General features: G+C 69.1%; 21 protein-coding genes and 2 pseudogenes. 11 read left to right on the top strand and 12 right to left on the bottom strand.

The genetic code is table 11. The annotated features are described in order from the left end of the window. Positions 1-6 precede the first annotated feature (6 nt). Positions 7-125 (top strand): annotated as a pseudogene (locus tag MZV50_RS26675) (hypothetical protein); the annotation flags it as partial. Positions 126-135: 10 nt separating this feature from the next. Here the strand turns inward: MZV50_RS26675 and MZV50_RS05950 are convergent. Further along, a complete protein-coding gene (locus MZV50_RS05950) occupies positions 136-990 on the bottom strand; it encodes a serine aminopeptidase domain-containing protein (RefSeq protein ID WP_252633499.1) in 855 nt (284 codons plus the stop codon). An 88-nt stretch (positions 991-1,078) separates the two neighbouring features. After that, positions 1,079-1,756 carry a LysE family translocator gene (locus tag MZV50_RS05955; RefSeq protein ID WP_252633500.1) on the bottom strand — a complete coding sequence of 226 codons (678 nt, stop codon included), beginning with the start codon at positions 1,754-1,756 and terminating at the stop codon, positions 1,079-1,081. Positions 1,757-1,846: 90 nt separating this feature from the next. Here MZV50_RS05955 and MZV50_RS05960 point away from each other — a divergent pair, with 90 nt between their 5' ends. Both MZV50_RS05960 and MZV50_RS05965 read left to right on the top strand, forming a co-directional pair. Next, positions 1,847-3,019, top strand: coding sequence for an aminotransferase-like domain-containing protein (locus MZV50_RS05960; protein WP_252633501.1), 1,173 nt, complete (start codon positions 1,847-1,849; stop codon positions 3,017-3,019). Beyond that, entirely contained in the window at positions 3,016-3,234 is a 219-nt protein-coding gene (locus MZV50_RS05965) for a hypothetical protein (RefSeq protein WP_252633502.1), read from the top strand. Before MZV50_RS05960 ends, MZV50_RS05965 begins: the two co-directional genes overlap by 4 nt. Before the next feature lie 4 nt (positions 3,235-3,238). Here MZV50_RS05965 and MZV50_RS05970 read toward each other — a convergent pair whose 3' ends face one another. From MZV50_RS05970 to MZV50_RS05980, 3 genes are all read right to left on the bottom strand, one after another. After that, positions 3,239-4,006 carry a DUF3108 domain-containing protein gene (locus MZV50_RS05970; RefSeq protein WP_252633503.1) on the bottom strand — a complete coding sequence of 256 codons (768 nt, stop codon included), beginning with the start codon at positions 4,004-4,006 and terminating at the stop codon, positions 3,239-3,241. A 114-nt stretch (positions 4,007-4,120) separates the two neighbouring features. Further along, positions 4,121-4,648, bottom strand: coding sequence for an AAA family ATPase (locus MZV50_RS05975; RefSeq protein WP_354668923.1), 528 nt, complete (start codon positions 4,646-4,648; stop codon positions 4,121-4,123). Positions 4,649-4,700: 52 nt separating this feature from the next. After that, positions 4,701-5,237 (bottom strand): GNAT family N-acetyltransferase, encoded by a 537-nt coding sequence (locus tag MZV50_RS05980; RefSeq protein ID WP_252633504.1) that lies wholly within the window; start codon positions 5,235-5,237, stop codon positions 4,701-4,703. Between the two features lie 100 nt (positions 5,238-5,337). Between MZV50_RS05980 and MZV50_RS05985 the strand changes: the two genes are divergently transcribed. Next, the gene (locus tag MZV50_RS05985) at positions 5,338-5,880 is read left to right on the top strand and encodes a methyltransferase domain-containing protein (RefSeq protein WP_252633505.1); all 543 of its coding nucleotides are present in this window, start codon (positions 5,338-5,340) and stop codon (positions 5,878-5,880) included. 3 nt (positions 5,881-5,883) lie between these two features. Here MZV50_RS05985 and MZV50_RS05990 read toward each other — a convergent pair whose 3' ends face one another. Continuing rightward, complete coding sequence (locus MZV50_RS05990) at positions 5,884-7,095, bottom strand: YihY/virulence factor BrkB family protein (protein ID WP_252633506.1); 1,212 nt, start codon at positions 7,093-7,095, stop codon at positions 5,884-5,886. A gap of 92 nt (positions 7,096-7,187) precedes the next feature. Between MZV50_RS05990 and MZV50_RS05995 the strand changes: the two genes are divergently transcribed. Further along, positions 7,188-7,949, top strand: coding sequence for an MOSC domain-containing protein (locus MZV50_RS05995; RefSeq protein ID WP_252633507.1), 762 nt, complete (start codon positions 7,188-7,190; stop codon positions 7,947-7,949). Between the two features lie 3 nt (positions 7,950-7,952). On the opposite strand, the gene MZV50_RS06000 is transcribed toward MZV50_RS05995, so the two are convergent. Then, positions 7,953-8,246, bottom strand: a complete 294-nt coding sequence (locus MZV50_RS06000) for a type II toxin-antitoxin system RelE/ParE family toxin (protein ID WP_252633508.1) — start codon at positions 8,244-8,246, stop codon at positions 7,953-7,955. Continuing rightward, the gene (locus MZV50_RS06005; RefSeq protein WP_252635191.1) at positions 8,243-8,497 is read right to left on the bottom strand and encodes a type II toxin-antitoxin system ParD family antitoxin; all 255 of its coding nucleotides are present in this window, start codon (positions 8,495-8,497) and stop codon (positions 8,243-8,245) included. Before MZV50_RS06005 ends, MZV50_RS06000 begins: the two co-directional genes overlap by 4 nt. Before the next feature lie 83 nt (positions 8,498-8,580). On the opposite strand from MZV50_RS06005, the gene prmC reads away from it, so the two are divergent. The 3 genes and pseudogenes from prmC to MZV50_RS06020 all read left to right on the top strand — a co-directional run bounded on the left by prmC (position 8,581) and on the right by MZV50_RS06020 (position 10,817). Further along, positions 8,581-9,450 (top strand): peptide chain release factor N(5)-glutamine methyltransferase, encoded by an 870-nt coding sequence (gene prmC, locus MZV50_RS06010; RefSeq protein ID WP_252633509.1) that lies wholly within the window; start codon positions 8,581-8,583, stop codon positions 9,448-9,450. A gap of 37 nt (positions 9,451-9,487) precedes the next feature. Then, a pseudogene (locus tag MZV50_RS26680) lies at positions 9,488-9,699 on the top strand (hypothetical protein). Continuing rightward, a complete protein-coding gene (locus tag MZV50_RS06020; RefSeq protein ID WP_252633510.1) occupies positions 9,696-10,817 on the top strand; it encodes a DUF4167 domain-containing protein in 1,122 nt (373 codons plus the stop codon). The pseudogene MZV50_RS26680 and the gene MZV50_RS06020 overlap by 4 nt, the downstream one beginning before the upstream one ends. Positions 10,818-11,022: 205 nt before the next feature. On the opposite strand, the gene arsC is transcribed toward MZV50_RS06020, so the two are convergent. The 3 genes from arsC to MZV50_RS06035 are packed head-to-tail and all read right to left on the bottom strand — an operon-like array spanning position 11,023 to position 12,466. Continuing rightward, positions 11,023-11,436 carry an arsenate reductase (glutaredoxin) gene (gene arsC / locus MZV50_RS06025; RefSeq protein WP_252633511.1) on the bottom strand — a complete coding sequence of 138 codons (414 nt, stop codon included), beginning with the start codon at positions 11,434-11,436 and terminating at the stop codon, positions 11,023-11,025. Continuing rightward, positions 11,433-12,107 (bottom strand): MIP/aquaporin family protein, encoded by a 675-nt coding sequence (locus MZV50_RS06030; protein WP_252633512.1) that lies wholly within the window; start codon positions 12,105-12,107, stop codon positions 11,433-11,435. Before MZV50_RS06030 ends, arsC begins: the two co-directional genes overlap by 4 nt. 2 nt (positions 12,108-12,109) lie before the next feature. After that, a complete protein-coding gene (locus MZV50_RS06035) occupies positions 12,110-12,466 on the bottom strand; it encodes an ArsR/SmtB family transcription factor (protein ID WP_252633513.1) in 357 nt (118 codons plus the stop codon). A gap of 54 nt (positions 12,467-12,520) precedes the next feature. On the opposite strand from MZV50_RS06035, the gene arsH reads away from it, so the two are divergent. Next, on the top strand, positions 12,521-13,252 hold the full coding sequence (gene arsH / locus MZV50_RS06040; RefSeq protein WP_252633514.1) for an arsenical resistance protein ArsH: 732 nt from the start codon (positions 12,521-12,523) through the stop codon (positions 13,250-13,252). Positions 13,253-13,321: 69 nt separating this feature from the next. Here the strand turns inward: arsH and MZV50_RS06045 are convergent, their stop codons facing one another. Next, the gene (locus MZV50_RS06045) at positions 13,322-13,873 is read right to left on the bottom strand and encodes a hypothetical protein (protein WP_252633515.1); all 552 of its coding nucleotides are present in this window, start codon (positions 13,871-13,873) and stop codon (positions 13,322-13,324) included. Positions 13,874-14,115: 242 nt separating this feature from the next. On the opposite strand from MZV50_RS06045, the gene MZV50_RS06050 reads away from it, so the two are divergent. Together MZV50_RS06050 and MZV50_RS06055 are read left to right on the top strand one after the other, a co-directional pair. Further along, the gene (locus MZV50_RS06050; protein ID WP_252633516.1) at positions 14,116-15,366 is read left to right on the top strand and encodes an SGNH/GDSL hydrolase family protein; all 1,251 of its coding nucleotides are present in this window, start codon (positions 14,116-14,118) and stop codon (positions 15,364-15,366) included. A gap of 1 nt (position 15,367) precedes the next feature. Further along, positions 15,368-16,186 carry a sialate O-acetylesterase gene (locus tag MZV50_RS06055; RefSeq protein WP_252633517.1) on the top strand — a complete coding sequence of 273 codons (819 nt, stop codon included), beginning with the start codon at positions 15,368-15,370 and terminating at the stop codon, positions 16,184-16,186. Positions 16,187-16,219: the final 33 nt, after the last annotated feature.

Below are 16,219 nucleotides of genomic sequence, written 5' to 3' on the forward strand. Positions count from 1 at the left end.
TCTCTCAATCCTCCCCCTAGCGGGGGAGGTGGCGCGAAGCGCCGGAGGGGGAAGTGCTGCTGAGCTTGCTTCTTCCCCCTCCGTCGTCGCTGCGCGCCGACACCTCCCCCGCTAGGGGGAGGATTTTTGGCGACCCTACCGCCACCTGAACTCCGCCGCGTCCGTCGACCCCTGGCCGGCCAGCGCCGCCCTGGCCGCCGCATCGCCCAGCACCTGCGCCTTCAGGAAGATCACGCTCAGCGCCGAGGCTTCGGCGAAGCCCGGGGCGTCGGCGTGGTGGGCCAGGCCGTGGTCGACGCCCTTGCCGATCCAGGCGTACTTGTCGCCGGCCGGGCTGGTCTCGAACGGATAGAGATGCTCATGCCAGTCGTCGAACACGCCGGGCATGACGTCCTTGTCGCCGGTGACCATCAGCATCGGGACCTTGACGCCCTGATAGGCGGTCGGGGTGATCAGGCCCCGGATGACGCCGGCGCTGGAGAAGCACAGCACGGCCTTCACGTTGGGGTCCTGGGCCGGGACCATGCCCGTCAGCGCCCCGCCGCGGATCAACGACATCAGCGAGCCGTACGAGTGGCCGGCCGCCGCGACCGGCAGGCCCGGCGCGGCCTGGGCGGCGTAGGCGGTCGCGGCGGCCAGGTCGGCCAGCCGGGCCGGAAACGCGGTCTGCAGGGTGTAGTCGGCGCGCTTGGGATGCTTCTGGGAATCGACGTGCAGCGGCGCGACGACCAGGAAGCCGGCCTTGGCCCATAGGTCCAGCAGGGCGGCGTAACCCGCCGGCCAGGCGCCGGCCCCATGCGAGAACACCACCACGCCCTTGGGCGCGTCCGGTCGGACGATGGTCAGCTCGACGTCGCGGTCGGCGACCTTGATCGTCGTGGTGGTCGTCGTCTCGGCGCGGGCCAGGGTCGGTGCGACGAGCGCGGGCGTCGCGGCCAGCGCCAAGGCCCCGGCCAGCAGGCCACGGCGGTGCGGGAAGAAATCGGTCACGGTTGAGCCCCCTGGACTGGATCGAACGGCACGCTTCCGCGCTTCGCGACCGCTGTCCAGAGGCTCGCCGCGGCGGAGTGGCCCGACCCTAGCCGTGCGAGCGCATCACCGGCAGGGGCGGGGCCTCGATCGCCACCTCGCGCGGCGCCGGCTTGGCCGCCGCGCCGGCCTTGTGGTCGACGACCAGCGGGTACAGCGAGACCACCAGCAGCACGGCCATGGTGACATTGAAGGTCCGCAGCACGGCCGGGCGATCCAGGAACGGCCGCAGGCCCTGGCCGAACCCGGCCCAGGCGGCGCTGCACGGCGCGCCGATCAGCATGAAGGTCCCGGCCAGCAGCGGCACGATGGTCCAGCCCGAGCCCTCGGGCGCGTAGGTGGTCACCGCGCCCAGGGCCATGGCCCAGGCCTTGGGATTGACCCACTGGAACGCCGCCGCCTGCAGGAAGGTCATCGGCTTGCCCAGGGCCTTGTCGTTGACGGATCCGGACGTCCCGATCTTCCAGGCTAGCCACAGCATGTAGGCCGCCCCGACCCAGCGCAGGATCTCGTGTAGCACCGGATAGGCGCGGAAGACGCCGCCCAGGCCCAGCCCCATGGCCAGCACCATGAAGCCCAGGCCGCAGCTGATCCCCAGGATGTGCAGCACCGTGCGGCGGAAGCCGAAGTTCGCCCCGGAGGCCAGCAACATCATGTTGTTCGGGCCCGGCGTGCCGGCCGTGGCGAAACAGAACAGGACATAAGCCAGTAGCAATTCCGGGGTCATCACGGCCTCCGTGTCTCTAGGTGTCACCGTGATGATTTCCATTGTATCATGAGTCAAATTGCATATTGTCATAGTGACAATAAAGGAGACATGCGCGTGCCACCGACCTGGACGCCCGTCATCCCCGACGGTGACGCCCCGCTGTACGAGCGACTGGTGTCGGTGCTGCGGGCCGATATCGGCTCAGGGGTGCTGACCGCCGGTGTGCGCCTGCCGCCGCAGCGCGACCTGGCCTATCGCCTGGGCGTGGGGCTGGGCACGGTGACGCGAGCCTATGTCGAGGCCGAGAAGGCCGGGTTGGTCAGCGCCCATGTCGGCCGGGGCAGCTTCGTCAACGCCCCCACCGCCCACCGGGCCTTCGAGCGCGACGGGCCGATCAACCTGGCCCAGAACATCGCTCTGTCGTCGCCCGCCGGGACGCGCATCGCCGAGGCCCTGGCGCGGGTGCGCCGCCGGCCCGACCTCCTCGAGCACCTGGCCTATGCGCCGCCGATGGGCCACGAGGCGCAGCGGCGGGCCGGGGCGGCGTGGCTGGCGCGGACCAGCAGCTATGAGAGCGTCGACTGGCGGCGGCTGATCTGCTGCGGCGGGGCCCAGCAAGGCCTGGCCCTGACCCTGGGCGCCCTGCTGCGGCCGGGCGAGGTGCTGCTGACCGAGGCCCTGGCCTATCACGGCCTGAAGTCCCTGGCCCTGCACAGCGGCTGGCGCGTCCGGGGCCTGCCGATGGACGCCGAGGGCCTGCGCCCCGACGCCCTGGAAGAGGCGATCCTGGCCACCGGCGCGCGGGTGCTGGCGGTGCTGCCGACCCTGCAGAACCCCACCGGCCGGATCATGAGCCGCTCGCGCCGCGACGCCATCGTGGCCATCGCCCGCAAGCACGACCTGATCCTGGTCGAGGACGACATCTACGGCGCCTACGCCCAGGACGCGCCGCCGCCGTTCGCCATGCTGGCCCCCCAGCGGACCTTCTACGTCTCGGGCGTGTCCAAGACCCTGGCGCCGGGCCTGCGCGCCGGCTTCATCGTCGCGCCCGCCGCGGAACAGTTCGAGCGGCTGCTGGACGCGGTGCGGGTGATGACCTACGCGCCGCCGGCCTTCGGCGGGCTGATCGCCACCCAGTGGATCGAGGACGGCACCGCCGACACCATCCTGGCCGAGGTGCGCGACGAGGCGGCCGCCCGTCTGGTGATGGCCCGCCAGCTCCTGGGCGCGGCGATCGAGACCCCCGCTCGGACCTGGCGCCGCACGTCTGGCTGCCGATGAGCGAGCTGGAGGCCGAGCGCCTGGCCGGCCGCGCCCTGCGCGGCGGGGCCGAGGTCACCCCGCCGTCGGCCCCGGTCGTCGAGCCGGGCCACGAGTGCGGCGTCCGCGTCTGCCTGGGCGCGGTTCCCGATCGCGAGACCCTGCGGCGCGGCCTCGAGATCGTCGCCGGCGCCTTGTCCAGCGAGGTCGGCGAACGATCCCTGGCGATGATCTAGACGGCTACCACAGCAGCGTCTTGACCCAGGTCGACCCGTCCGGGGCGGGCGAGACGACCTTGACCACCACCTGGCTGTCCTTGGCCAGCCAGAAGGTCGCCGGCTTCCATTCGGGGTGATTGTAGTCGGTGGTCATCACCCAGCAGTCGACCTTGCCGCCGGCCGAGCTGGTCAGGACTTCCGAGCCCGTCACCTTGAACACATAGGGCGCGGGCGGGCCGCCGCCCGGATGGTGGAAGACGATCCGCGCCTCATAGCCCTTGGCCAGCGGCAGGGCCTGCAGGAATTCGGTGTCGGTTTCGAAGTTGAAGGTCGGCTCGGGCGCGGCGACGTCATAGGCGGCCTGGGTGTTGCCGGGCAGGTCCTGCAGGCCCACGACCCGGTCGGGGCGGAAGTCGAACCCCTCGACCTTGGTCTGGCCGTCGCGGGTGGTGGTGCGGACGTGGCTATAGGGGCGGAAGGTGCCTAGCTCGAACCAGCTGTCCAGGGTCTTGACCGCGCCCGGCGTCGCGCCGTCCCAGTGCTGGACGATGTGCAGCCGCCTGACGCCGGCCTTGTCGGGCTCGATGCGGATCTCGCGTGTCCAGACGTCCAGCGGCTGGATCGTGTCGCCGACCTGCTTGTAGCGCAGGTAGCGGTGGACGGCGGGCTTGACCTTGTCGAACCGCGCCAGCGGCTGGCCCACCGGCACGGGGGTCACGGCGGCTTGGGCGACTTGGGCGACGGAGAGGGCGATCGCGACGCCGAAGGCCGCGCGAAGGGTGAGCGACATGAAAAGGTCCTGAACGAGCGTGGCGAGCATGTGAGGGGAGGGGCCGTGCGTCCGCCAATTAAGCTTCGGTAATCCCTGCTGACCCCGCCGCGCCGCGAGGCGGACGCTCTGGCTTCAATCAAGCCCCGCCAATACCGCCTCCACCCGCTCGGCGACCGATCCTGGCGCCACGGGAACCAGCTCGAACCCCAGCTCGGCATAGGCCTCTTCATGCGTCCGCTCGAAGGCCCGCGCCTCTTCCAGCCCGATCCGACGCGCCGCCGTCGGCGTGATGAAGCCGAGGCTGCGCACCAGGAACACGCAACGCCGATAGACGTCCTCGGCCGCGATCCGGTCGAGTTCCGCGCGCAGCAGGGCCGAGACCGGATGACCCAGGAACCGCGCCAGGGCCAGGGCGCAGACCGGCGAGCGGTCGAAGAACACGAGGTCGCCGCTGGCCCGCGCCTGGCGTTGTCGCTGCAGGGCGACGATGGCGTCGACGAAGCCCGGATCGGTCCAGGGCTCGGCCACGCCCTCGGCCTGGGCGAGGGCGATGACGTCGGTCGCGGCCTCCTCGACCACGACATGGCCGGCGCGCTCCAGGGCGCGCAGCAGCACGGTTTTCCCAGCGCCCGGGGCGCCGGTCAGGATGTAGCGTCGCATGTGTGTGGGGGGATCCTCGCCGAAGGCGGCGTGTCCCAGGACGATAGCGCCTCTACAGCGCCTTTTCCATCACCACGAAATGCAGGTCGTCCCTCTGCGGCACGCCGAAGCGTTCGTCGCCGTAGGGGAAGGGCTCGGTCTGGCCGGTCAGGCGGTAGCCGCGCCGCTCGTACCAGGCGATCAGGGTGTCGCGCACCGAGATGACGGTCATCTCCATGGACTTGCCGCCGCGCGCGCGGGCATAGGCCTCGGCGGCCTCCAGCATGGTCCGGCCGATGCCGCCGGCCTGACGCAGGGGCGAGACGGTGACCATGCCGACGTACCAGGCGTCGGCCTCGCCCTCGCCGTTCGGGGGCTGGACCCACACGCAGGCGTGCGGCGTGTCGCCCTCGGCGTCGCGCAGGGTCAGCAGGGCGGAACCGGGATTGGCCGCCAGGTCGGCCCGCAGGGACGCCGCGTCCGTGCGCTGGCCGCCCAGCAGATAGCTCTCGCTGGTCCAGCCCTTGGTCGCGAGCTCGCCGCGATAGGCCGAGTTGACGAGGACGGCCAGGGCGGCCAGTTCGTGGTCTTGCGCGGGGGCGATCAGCATGGTCCCGTTTAAGCCACGCCGAACGCCGCAAGCCAAGCGGCCGGAGAATCGCTTAGCGTCCGGTCGTGGCCGGCGCGGCTGGATGCGAGTGGGGAAACGGATGCCTGAGCTGCTGATCGGCTGCGGCAACAGTCGCGACAAGCGGGTGGGCGATCTGTCCGACTGGGCGTGGAAGGACCTCACCACCCTGGATATCGACCCGCACGCCGGGGCGGACATCATCCACGACCTCAACGTCATGCCCTATCCGTTCGCGGACGACCATTTCGACGAGGTCCACGCCTACGAGGTGCTGGAACACACGGGACAGCAGGGCGACTGGCGGTTCTTCTTCGCGCAGTTCAGCGAGTTCTGGCGCATCCTCAAGCCCGGCGGCCTGCTGTGCGCGACCTGCCCGTCGATGTCGTCGCGCTGGGTGTGGGGCGATCCGGGCCATACGCGGGTGATCCAGCCGGAAAGCCTGATCTTCCTGCAGCAGCCGCAGTACGCCCAGGTCGGGATCACCTCGCTGACCGACTATCGCGCGGTCTATCAGGCCGACTTCGACATGCCGTTCACCCAGGACGACGGCGAGACCTTCAAGTTCGCGCTGCGGGCGGTGAAGCCGTCGCGGATCCAGCCCAAGACGGGACCGGTGGCCTAGGCTCTAGCGCCCCCGGACCTTCTTCCAGGCTCCGCCGGCCATCCGCTTCACGCCGCCGGCCTCGCGCTTGATCATCTCCCAGGGATGGAACGCCAGCCCGACCGTGTCGGCCATGGCCGCGCCGCGCGCGCCCATCGGGCGCTCGGGCCCGGTGGTGGAGTCGACGGCGGTCTGGTGCTCGATCTCGGCGTTCAGCTCTGCCCCGACCAGGATGGCCATGATCGAGAACCACACCCAGACCATGAAGGCGATCACCGCCCCCAGCGGGCCGTAGGTGGCGTCGTAGTGGGCGATGCGGTTGACGTAGATCGAGAAGCCCAGCGAGCCGGCCAGCCATCCGGCCGAGGCCGCGCCCGCCCCGATCCACACCCAGCGCCACCGGGCCTGGGCCCGGCTGGGCCCGAAGCGGTACAGCACGGCGAAGGCCATGGCGGTCATGGCCATCACGATCAGCCAGCGGATCGGCGAGACGATCCCGTCCAGCGCCGAGAGGCGGGCGGCCTCCAGCAACAGCGGCGTGACGATCAGCACGCCCGAGGCGACCGCCGCGTACAGCAGGGCGCAGACGGTGAAGAGGTAGCTGAGCAGGGTGCGCCGGATCAGGTGCCGTTTCTCGTCCTCGTCATAGGCGATGTTCAGCCCGTCGAAGAGCGCCCGCATGCTGGCGTTGGCGCTCCAGATCGACAGAAGCAAGCTGAAGGCGAAGGCCACGCCCAGCTTGGCCTGGCCCTGGCTGGCCAGCCGCAGCATCTGCTCGCCGACGATCTGGACGACGCTGGCGGGAAACACCCCGCGCATGCCGCGCAGCTGCTCCTCGACGGTGCGCACGTCGGCGAACAGACCGTACATCGACACGAAAGCGCCGATGGCCGGAAACAGGGCCAGCAGGGTGTAGAAGGTCACGCCCCCGGCCACGGCCGGCAGGCGGTCGACGCTGATCTCGCGCCAGGTGCGCCACAGGATGTCGCGCCAGCCCAGCAGCGGGATGTGGCCGGGGTGGCGGGCGGCGCGGCCCCGGCGCGGCTCGGCCTGGTCGAAGTCGGCCGGCGGCATGGCGCGGTCTTCCGACAGGCCCGGAGGGGCGTCGATGTGGTCCTCGACCTGTTTCCTGGGCAAGGCGAACGGCGTCACCGCCAACAGCACGATCCACGGCGCCAGGTGGTAGGGACGCGATTTCAGCCAGGACAGGATCGGACGCGGCGAAGCGTCGGTCATGGAACGCCCTCCAGGCCATGGAAACCCCGCCGGTTCGGCTCCGTTCCGCGCAAGCCTTGCCTTGGGCCGAGTCGTCCACAATCTTGCGCGCCATGGACGCCCGCATCGCCTCGATCTATCGCCACCCCGTCAAGGGTTTCACGCCCGAACGGCTGACCTCGGCTATTCTCGAGGCCGGGGCGTGTTTCCCGTGCGACCGACTGTACGCGGTCGAGGACGGGCCCAGCGGTTTCGACCCCGCCGCCCCGGGCCATATCTCGAAGATGAAGTTCACGGTGCTGGCCAAGATCCCCGCCGTCGCCAAGGCCCGCACGGCCTATGACGAGGCGACCGGCGTGTTCAGCGCCAAGGCCGAGGGGCGGCCCGACTTCGCCGGCGACCTGCGGACGGACGCGGGGCGCGCGGGGCTGGAGACCTGGCTGGCCGCCTTGCTGGACGGCGAGATCACCGGGCCGCTCAGGGTGATCGAGGGGCCGGGCGCGCACCGGTTCATGGACAGCAAGTCCGGCTACGTCTCGATCGTCAACCTGGCCAGCGTGCGCGATCTTGGCCAGCGCCTAGGCATGACCCTTGATCCGCTGCGCTTCCGCGCCAATCTCTATGTCGAAGGCTGGCCGGCCTGGGTCGAGAACGACTGGACCGGCCGGACCCTGACCGTCGGCGGCGCGACCGCCGACGTCCTCAAGCCCATTGTCCGCTGCGCCGCCACCCACGTCGACCCGACCACGGCCGAGCGCGACGTCGAACTGGTCAAGGCCCTGTTCGACACCTACGGCCACATGTTCTGCGGGATCTATCTGAACATCACCGGGGGCGGTGAAGTGCGGGAGGGGGATGGAGTGGCGGTGGGGTGACCCTCAGGACAGATGGGATTCGATGTCCATGTTCTGATGCAATATGCGGACGATTTCGATGAATGTTTCCCGCCGCTTATAGAAGATGAAATGCGAGCCGGCTGAACGTTGCCGGTAGCCGTTCGGCAAATCGTCATTGATCGGGCTTAGGTCGGGGTTCGCGGCCACCAGTCCAATCGTGGCTCGAATGTCTTGTAAGTAGCTAAGCGCTCGCCGCGCGCCCCATTGGGCTCTTGAATAAACCCAGATCTCGTCGAAGTCGCGTTGTGCTCTGGGCGTGAGCCTGTAGCCGCTCACTCTTCGATGCCCTCTTCCCTGGCTTTCTCAGCGATATAAGCGTCAAGATCGAACTCTTCGGCGAGCCCGCTTTGTTCGCCCTCGATGAGCGCCGCGCGTAGCCGAGCCAATCGCATCTCGCGATCTTCCAGCAGACGAAGGCCCGCGCGGACGACCTCACTGGCTGAACCGTAGCGTCCTTCTTCGATCTGGTCCGAGATGAAGGACTGAAAGTGCTCGCTAAGCACGATAGAAGTGTTCTTGCTCATCACGCGCTCCAGTTGTTGGCAGGATACCAAAAACTGGTACCCCATTCAATCTCGCCACCCCAACCTCAAAGCGCTAAACCCCGCCCATGACCCTGACCCTCGTCAAAGCCTGGACCGCCGCCAAGGATCGTCTGAAGGACGCCGGCATCGATCAGCCGTCGATCGACGCGCGCCTGATGCTGGAGGTGGCCGCCAATGTCACCCGCACCGAGATCGTGACCGATCCCTACCGCGAGCTCACCGAGGCGCAGGTCGCCACGCTGGACGAGTACCTGGCCCGCCGGGCCCGGCGCGAGCCGGTCAGCCACATCATCGGCCGCAAGGGCTTCTGGAAGATCCTGCTGCAGGTCAACAAGGACGTCCTGACCCCGCGTCCCGAGACCGAGGTGATCGTCGACGAGGTGCTCAAGGCCTTCCCCGAGCAGATGCCGTTCTCGATGCTGGACCTGGGCGTCGGCTCGGGCACCATCCTGCTGGCGGTGCTGGCCGAGCGTCCGGCCGCCAAGGGCCTGGGCGTCGACGCCTCCAGCGAGGCCCTCGCCGTGGCGCGGGACAACGCCGCCAACCTGGACCTGAACAATCGCGCCGCCCTGATGCACGGCGACTGGACGGCGGGGCTGGGCGACGCGAACTTCGACCTGGTCGTTTCCAACCCGCCCTACATCCCGACGGCGGTGATCGACACCCTGGAGCCCGAGGTTCGCGACCACGAACCGCGCCTGGCCCTGGACGGCGGGGCCGACGGCCTGGACGCCTATCGCCTGCTGGCCCCCGAGATCCTGCGGGTGCTGAAGCCCGGCGGCATGTTCGCCGTCGAGATCGGCTACGACCAGTCCAAGGACGTCGAAGCCTTGTTCTCCGCCGCCGGCGCGCAAGAGGTCCGCACGGTCAAGGACCTGTCGACGCACGACCGCGTTGTGGTCGGGGTGAAAAATCCCTTGGAAACCGGGGCGTGAACCGTTAGACGAGTCATGTCTCCTTCCAGATCGCCGGGTGACGGGAAAAGCGAACGCTTCAAGCGTTGGCGAGGCTCCCCCGGCAGGCGCGCCCGGTCCGCCGGTCGCCGCGCCGCAAAGAGCAGGGCGGGGGCTCTACGGAAACCAGTGTCTCTGAGACTCACCCAGGGTTCGACCCGCCCAGAGACCAGCAAGGCCGGACGCGCCAGCATAAGACTGACCTCCGGACAGGTTCAGAAGAGAACATGAGAGATTTCAAAGGCATGAAGCGCCAACGCGGCCGCAACAATCGCGGTGGCAACGGCGGCAAGCCTCAGCAGCACAACGCTAACCGCGCCTTCGACTCGAACGGCCCCGAGGGCGTCAAGGTGCGCGGCGCGGCCCAGAGCGTCTACGAGAAGTACCAGCAGCTGGCCCGCGACGCCTCGTCGTCCGGCGACCGCGTGCTGGCCGAGAACTACCTGCAGCACGCCGAGCACTATTTCCGCGTCCTGCGGGCGATCCAGCCGAATCGTCCGGTGGCGGACATCGTCGGCAAGGACGTCTACGCCGCCTACGAGATCGACTTCGAGGCCGAGCCGCCGGAAGAGCCCGAGGTCGTCGAGACCCCGGCCCAGACCGAAAGCCAGGGCGAAGGCGGCGAGGGCGACGGCGAGCAGCGCCGCGACCGTTTCGAGAGCCGCGACCGCGATCGCAACCGGGATCGTGACCGCAACCGCGACGACCGCAACCGCGATGGCCGCGATGGCGAAGGTCGTCGGGACCGCTGGCGCGACCGCGACGACCGCGACCGCAATCGCGATGATCGTCCCCGCGACGACCGCCCGCGTGAAGACCGGCCTCGCGACGACCGTCCCCGTGATGATCGCCCGCGCGAGGACCGCTTCCGCGATCGTGACGACCGCCCGCGCGATGATCGTCCCCGTGAAGACCGTCCCCGTGACGACCGTGCGGCCGCCGCCGAGGGCGAGCAGCCGCAAGGCGACGGCGAGTTCCGCGAAGGCCGCCGCCGTGACCGGAACCGCAATCGCGATCGCGACTGGCAGCCGCGCGGCGAGCGCGACCCGCTGGCCGTGATCGAGCCGGAAGCCTCGCCCTTGCCGTCGTCCAGCGACGCGCCGGCCGGCGAAGGCTCGCCCGTGCTGCGTGGCCAGGACGGCGCCGTCAGCGAGGCCCCGGCCTTCCTCGGCCGCAAGTCCACGCGCGCCACCGCTGCCGCTGCCGCTGCCGCCGAACCGGCCCCGGCCGCCGAGGCCCCCGCGGCCGAAGGCGGTGAAGAGGTCAAGAAGCCCCGCCGCCGCCGCGCCCCGCGCAGCTTCGAGGCGGGCGAAGGCGCGCCGGCCGGTTCGGAGTCCGAGGACGCCTGATCCGCGTCGTGTGATCGACCTTACGAAAGGGAGCCGTGAAAGCGGCTCCCTTTTTCGTTGGGCGGTGAGTTGGCCTTCGAGTCGAGGCATGGGCGCCGGGCTCCCGTCGCCACGATCGGCTACTACACTCAGCTCGCGAGAAGCGGTACGCGACGTCCGCAACGGGTCGTGAGCCGCCATTGGCCTCCCACTCAGAACTAGACGATCAGAGCTGCACGACCTCACCGTCTTCCTTCGTGAAACAGTCGGGCTTGCGGTCCAGCAGATCGAGCACGACTTCGGACGGTCGACACAGCTTCACGCCGTTCGGCGTCACAACGATGGGTCGGTTCACCAGGATCGGATTCTCGACCATGGCGTCGAGGATGCGGCCCTCGCTGACGTCGTCGGCCAGGAGGCCCAGTTCCTCGGCCGGCGTCCCCTTCTGGCGCATGAGCTGGTGAAAGGTCAGGCCCGCCGCACCGGCCAGTTCCCGAAGCTGATCGTGGGTCCAACCTTCCCTTAGATACTCGACCACCTTCGGCTGGTAGCCGGCGGCCTCGACCATGGCGACGGTGTTTCGCGAGGTGCCACAGGCCGGGTTGTGGAAGATGGTGATCGGGAAGTCGGCGTCGCTCATGAGGTCGTTTCCGTTTTGAGAAGCCAGCCGAAGACGCCGGCCGCGAGCAGCGCGCCGACGATCTGGGCGAGGATGAAGGCCGGCGTGCTGGACGGCGCGATGCCGGCGAAGGTGTCCGACAGGCTCCGCGCGATCGTCACCGCTGGATTGGCGAACGAGGTCGAGGCTGTGAACCAGTAGGCGGCGGTGATGTAGAGACCGACCGCCATCGGCGTAGCTTCGGGCCTGAACCGGACCGTTCCGAGGATCGTCGCGACCAGGCCGAATGTCGCCACGACTTCCGAGAAAGCTAGCGCCCCACCGTTCCGCAGCTTGGTCGAGACCTGCAGGATCGGCTCACCGAACATGGCGTGGGCGATCCAGACGCCCAGCACCGCGCCGACGACCTGGGCGATCGGATAGGCCAGCGCCAGCCGCCACGGCAGGTCCCGCCGCAGGGCCGCGACCAAGGTCACCGCCGGATTGAGATGGGCGCCGGAGATCGGACCGAACACACCGACCAGAACGACCAAGGCCGCGCCGGTCGCCAGCGTGTTGCCCAGCAGGGCGATGGCGACATTCCCGCCCGCTAGGCGCTCGCCCATGATCCCCGAGCCGATCACCACGGCCAACAGCAAGGCCGCGCCGAGGCCTTCCGCCACCAGCCGCCGAGACATGCTGAAGACTTCCATGATCAGCAGGTCGAGCCAGGCGCGCAGGCCTTCACGCGGGCTAGAATCGAGCCCAGCGGCGCGCAGATTTCGGGCGCGCCGTTGCAGCAGTCCTCCATCAGGAAGCCCAGCATCCCGCTCATCGCGCCGTAGTCCGCCGAATAGATGATCGACCGCCCGTCGCGCCGCGAGGCGATCAGGCCGGCATGGGACAGAATGTTGAGATTGGCCGACAGGCTGTTGGGGAGGACGTCCAGCGTGCGTGCGATCTCGCCCGCCGCGATCCCGTCCGGACCGGCCTTTACCAGCAGACGGAAGATCGCCAGGCGTCCCTCGTGACCGAGGGCGGAGAGCATATTGACAGCGGCCTTTGATTCCATATTTCCAATATGCTCGAATTATTCGATAGTTCAATGGCCGCGTTGGAGTTCCCCGTGACCGAGTTTCCCGCCCTCGACGCCAAGTACCTCGCCCAGGTCGATCACGACCGGCTGGAGGTGGCGGCCCCGGTAACGCATCCGCCGCGCATCCTGTTGCTCTACGGTTCTCTGCGTGCGCGCTCATTCAGCCGCCTGCTGGTCGAGGAGGCCGCGCATATCCTCGAGGCCCTGGGGTGCGAGACCCGCGTCTTCGATCCGCGTGACCTGCCGCTGCCCGACGCCACCGGCCCGGACCACCCGAAGGTCCAGGAGCTGCGGGCGTTGTCGCAGTGGTCGGAAGGCCAGGTGTGGTGCAGCCCGGAAAGGCATGGCGCGATCTCCGGGATCATGAAGGCCCAGATCGACTGGATTCCGCTGGAGATCGGCAGTATCCGGCCCACCCAGGGCAAGACCCTGGCCATCATGCAGGTCAGCGGCGGCTCCCAGTCGTTCAACGCCGTCAACACCCTGCGCCTGCTAGGACGCTGGATGCGGATGATCACAATCCCCAATCAGTCGTCGGTGGCCATGGCCTACAAGGAGTTCGACGACGACGACCGCATGAAACCGTCCAGCTACTACGACCGTGTCGTCGACGTCATGGAGGAGCTCGTCAAGTTCACCCTGCTGACCCGCGACCGGGCCGACTATCTCGTCGATCGCTACAGCGAGCGGAAATCAGATGGGCGGATTCCCGAGCAGGTGGTGCTCGGCGCCGAGGCGATGCGACACGAGACGGCCAGCTAGCCGACTTTCCGAAAATCCGAGAAGGGTCGAAAGCAAAAATCGGCGACGATCTGCAGGCGGACCTAGCCTTCAGAACGGGTGGGGCGGCCGCGCCAGAATTTCGATCCGTTCCAAATTGCCATTGATCCCAAGGACCACATCGACCTGCCAGACAAGCGCTCGCTCGCCCCTGATCTCAAAACGGTAAGGCTGCCAGAGGCGATTGCCAGTCGACCTGTATTCTATCGAGAATGGATCTTCGAACGACAGTGCAAGGAAGACATCGCGGGGCGCGATTTTGGTCTGCTCGTAGGAAGCGGGCGCGCCCGACAGGAGTTCGAAATATAAGCTTTCGCCGCCCCTCAGTTTTGCTTGTGCTGCTTTCACGACGGCGATGATCTTGGCGGCGTCGGCCTGTGTCAGATCACCTCGAAGCTGAATGGCTGTCGGCGTTTGGGCGTTGGCGTGAAGCGGTATGCTCGCGGCGGTAAACGCAATCCCCACAGCCACTGCTCGAAGAAGATGTCTCATCGTGATCCCGGCTGGGCATCTTTCCCCGCACAGATCAATCACAAGCTCTTGGCCGATGTCCAGTAGATCACGGGCGGAAAACAGCGCCAGGTTCAGGTCTTGAATCAGCACGCCTAGGCGGATCCCACGAATGTCAGCGAGGAGTCGAAAGGAACCACTCCACCCACCGTGGCGTCGCGACCTTGCCGCGTCCGCATCCAAGGCCGGCGCGAGGGACTGCTGCCCTGGTCGGCACCGATAAATGCCAACCGGCTGCGGTTTCGATTTCACATGATGACGGCATCGTCCGATTTGTGGGATTTCTCGATCGGCGCGGTGCGTTAAGGTCCCCGCCAACGGATCGGGGAGGCACCATGAAGCGGACGATGCTGGCGCTGGCGGGCGCGCTGTTGCTGGCGACGGGCGCGGGCGCCGGGGCCATGGGGGGCGAGCGGCTGTCGCCCTGGGTCAGCGCCTGGTCGACCGGTCTGGTCTCGGCCGACGCCGACAAGCCGCCGCCGTTTCCGGAAGGCCCGTTCACGATCCGCGAGGTGGTGCGCCTGACCGCCGGCGGGCCGCGCGTGCGGCTGCGCCTGTCCAACGCCTTCGGGACAACGCCGCTGCGCATCGACGCCGCGCACGTGGCCTTGTCTGTCGCGCCCGAAAGCGCCGCCATCGTCGCCGGCAGCGACCGCAAGGCCACGTTCGACGGCCGCGAGCGCGTGATCATCCCGCCCGGCGCGGTCTGGCTGTCCGACCCGATCGCCCTGCCGGTGAAGGCCCTGGACCGCCTGGCCGTCAGCCTGGTCCTGCCCCAGGCGCCAGGCCTGTCGACCCAGCACCGCTCGGCCCGCACCACCACCTATCTGGCCGCCGGGGCGACGCCCGCCGCCGCCGACCTGCCGGGCGCGGCCACCACCCTGATGTGGCTGCAACTGGCCGGGGTCGAGGTCGACAACGCCAAGGTCTCGGCGGTCGCCACCTTCGGCGACTCGATCACCGACGGCGCGGGTGCCGGCGTGAACCGCTACGAGCGCTGGCCCGACGTGCTGGCCGAGCGACTGCGGGCCGATCCCGGGACGCGCGGCCTGTCGGTGATCAACGCCGGCGTCGGGGCCAACCGCCTGCTCAAGGACGGCTCCAGCCCCAGCGGCCTTGCGCGGCTGGACCGCGACGTGTTCTCGCAGCCGGGCGTCACGACCCTGATCGTGCTGATCGGGGTCAACGACATCGGCATGCTGTCGCGCGAGGGACCGGTGACCGCGGAAGGCCGCCAGGCGGTGGTCGAGGGCCTGAAGGCCGGCTACCGCCAGGTGATCGAGCGCGCCCACGGCCTGGGCATCCGCGTGGTCGGGGCGACCATCCTGCCGTTCGGCGGGACCAAGACCTACCGCTCCGACGCGGACGCCGACGCCGATCGTCAGGCGGTCAACGCCTGGATCCGGACCTCGGGCGCGTTCGACGCGGTGGTCGACTTCGACGCCGCCACCCGCGACCCGGCCCATCCCGAGCGGCTGAAGGCCGAGTACGACAGCGGCGACCTGCTGCACCCGTCGCCGGCCGGCTATCGCGCCATGGCCGCGGCGATCCCGCTGTCGATCCTGACGCCGGCCAAGGGCCGTTAGGATGCGTCGCCTGCTGCTGGTCGCCTGCGTCGCCGTCCTGGCCACGCCGGCCGTCGCCGCCCGCTCCACGTCCACGAAGGGGCCCGACGTCTATCTGCTGACCGGCCAGTCCAACATGTCGGGACGGGGCCTTCTGGAGGAGCTGACGCCCGAGGAGCGGGTCGCCGACCCGGCCATCCGGCTGTACGGCAACGACGGCGTGACCCGGCCGGCGCTGGATCCGCTGGACGATCCGACGGGCCAGGTCGACGCGGTCTCGACCGACGTCCAAGCGGCGGTCGGGCCGGGGTTGTTCTTCGCCCGGACCCTGCGCGGACTGAACGGCCGGCCGATCCTGATGGTCCCCTGCGCCAAGGGCGGCTCGTCGATCGGGCAATGGAAGCCGGGCGAAGGGCGAGACACCCTCTACGGTTCCTGCCTGGCGCGGGTCCGCGAGGTCGGCGGCAAGGTCCGGGGGATCCTCTGGTACCAGGGCGAGAGCGACGCCGGCCGCGCCGACTCCGCCGCCGGCTGGCGCGAGAGCTTCGAGGCGCTGGTCGCCCGGTTCCGGGGCGATCTGAAGACCAAGCGCCTGCCGCTGGTGCTGGTCCAGCTGGCCAACCCGCCGTCGCCCGAGGTCAGCGCGCCGCGCACCTATCCGTCCTGGGCGGCGATCCAGGCGGTCCAGGCCGGGCCCATGCCCGCCTGCGTGGCCATGGTCTCGGCCCAGGGGCTGCCGCTGAAGGCCGACACCCTGCACCTGACGACCGCCGGCCAGCGGGAGCTGGGCGGCAAGCTGGCCGAGGCGATGGACGGGCTGCGACGGCGGGGGTGCCGGTAGTCGAACTCTCGCCATCCGCGCGGCGTTAGCTTC

This window comes from Caulobacter segnis (assembly GCF_023935105.1).
In the GTDB taxonomy this organism is placed as follows: domain Bacteria; phylum Pseudomonadota; class Alphaproteobacteria; order Caulobacterales; family Caulobacteraceae; genus Caulobacter; species Caulobacter segnis_B.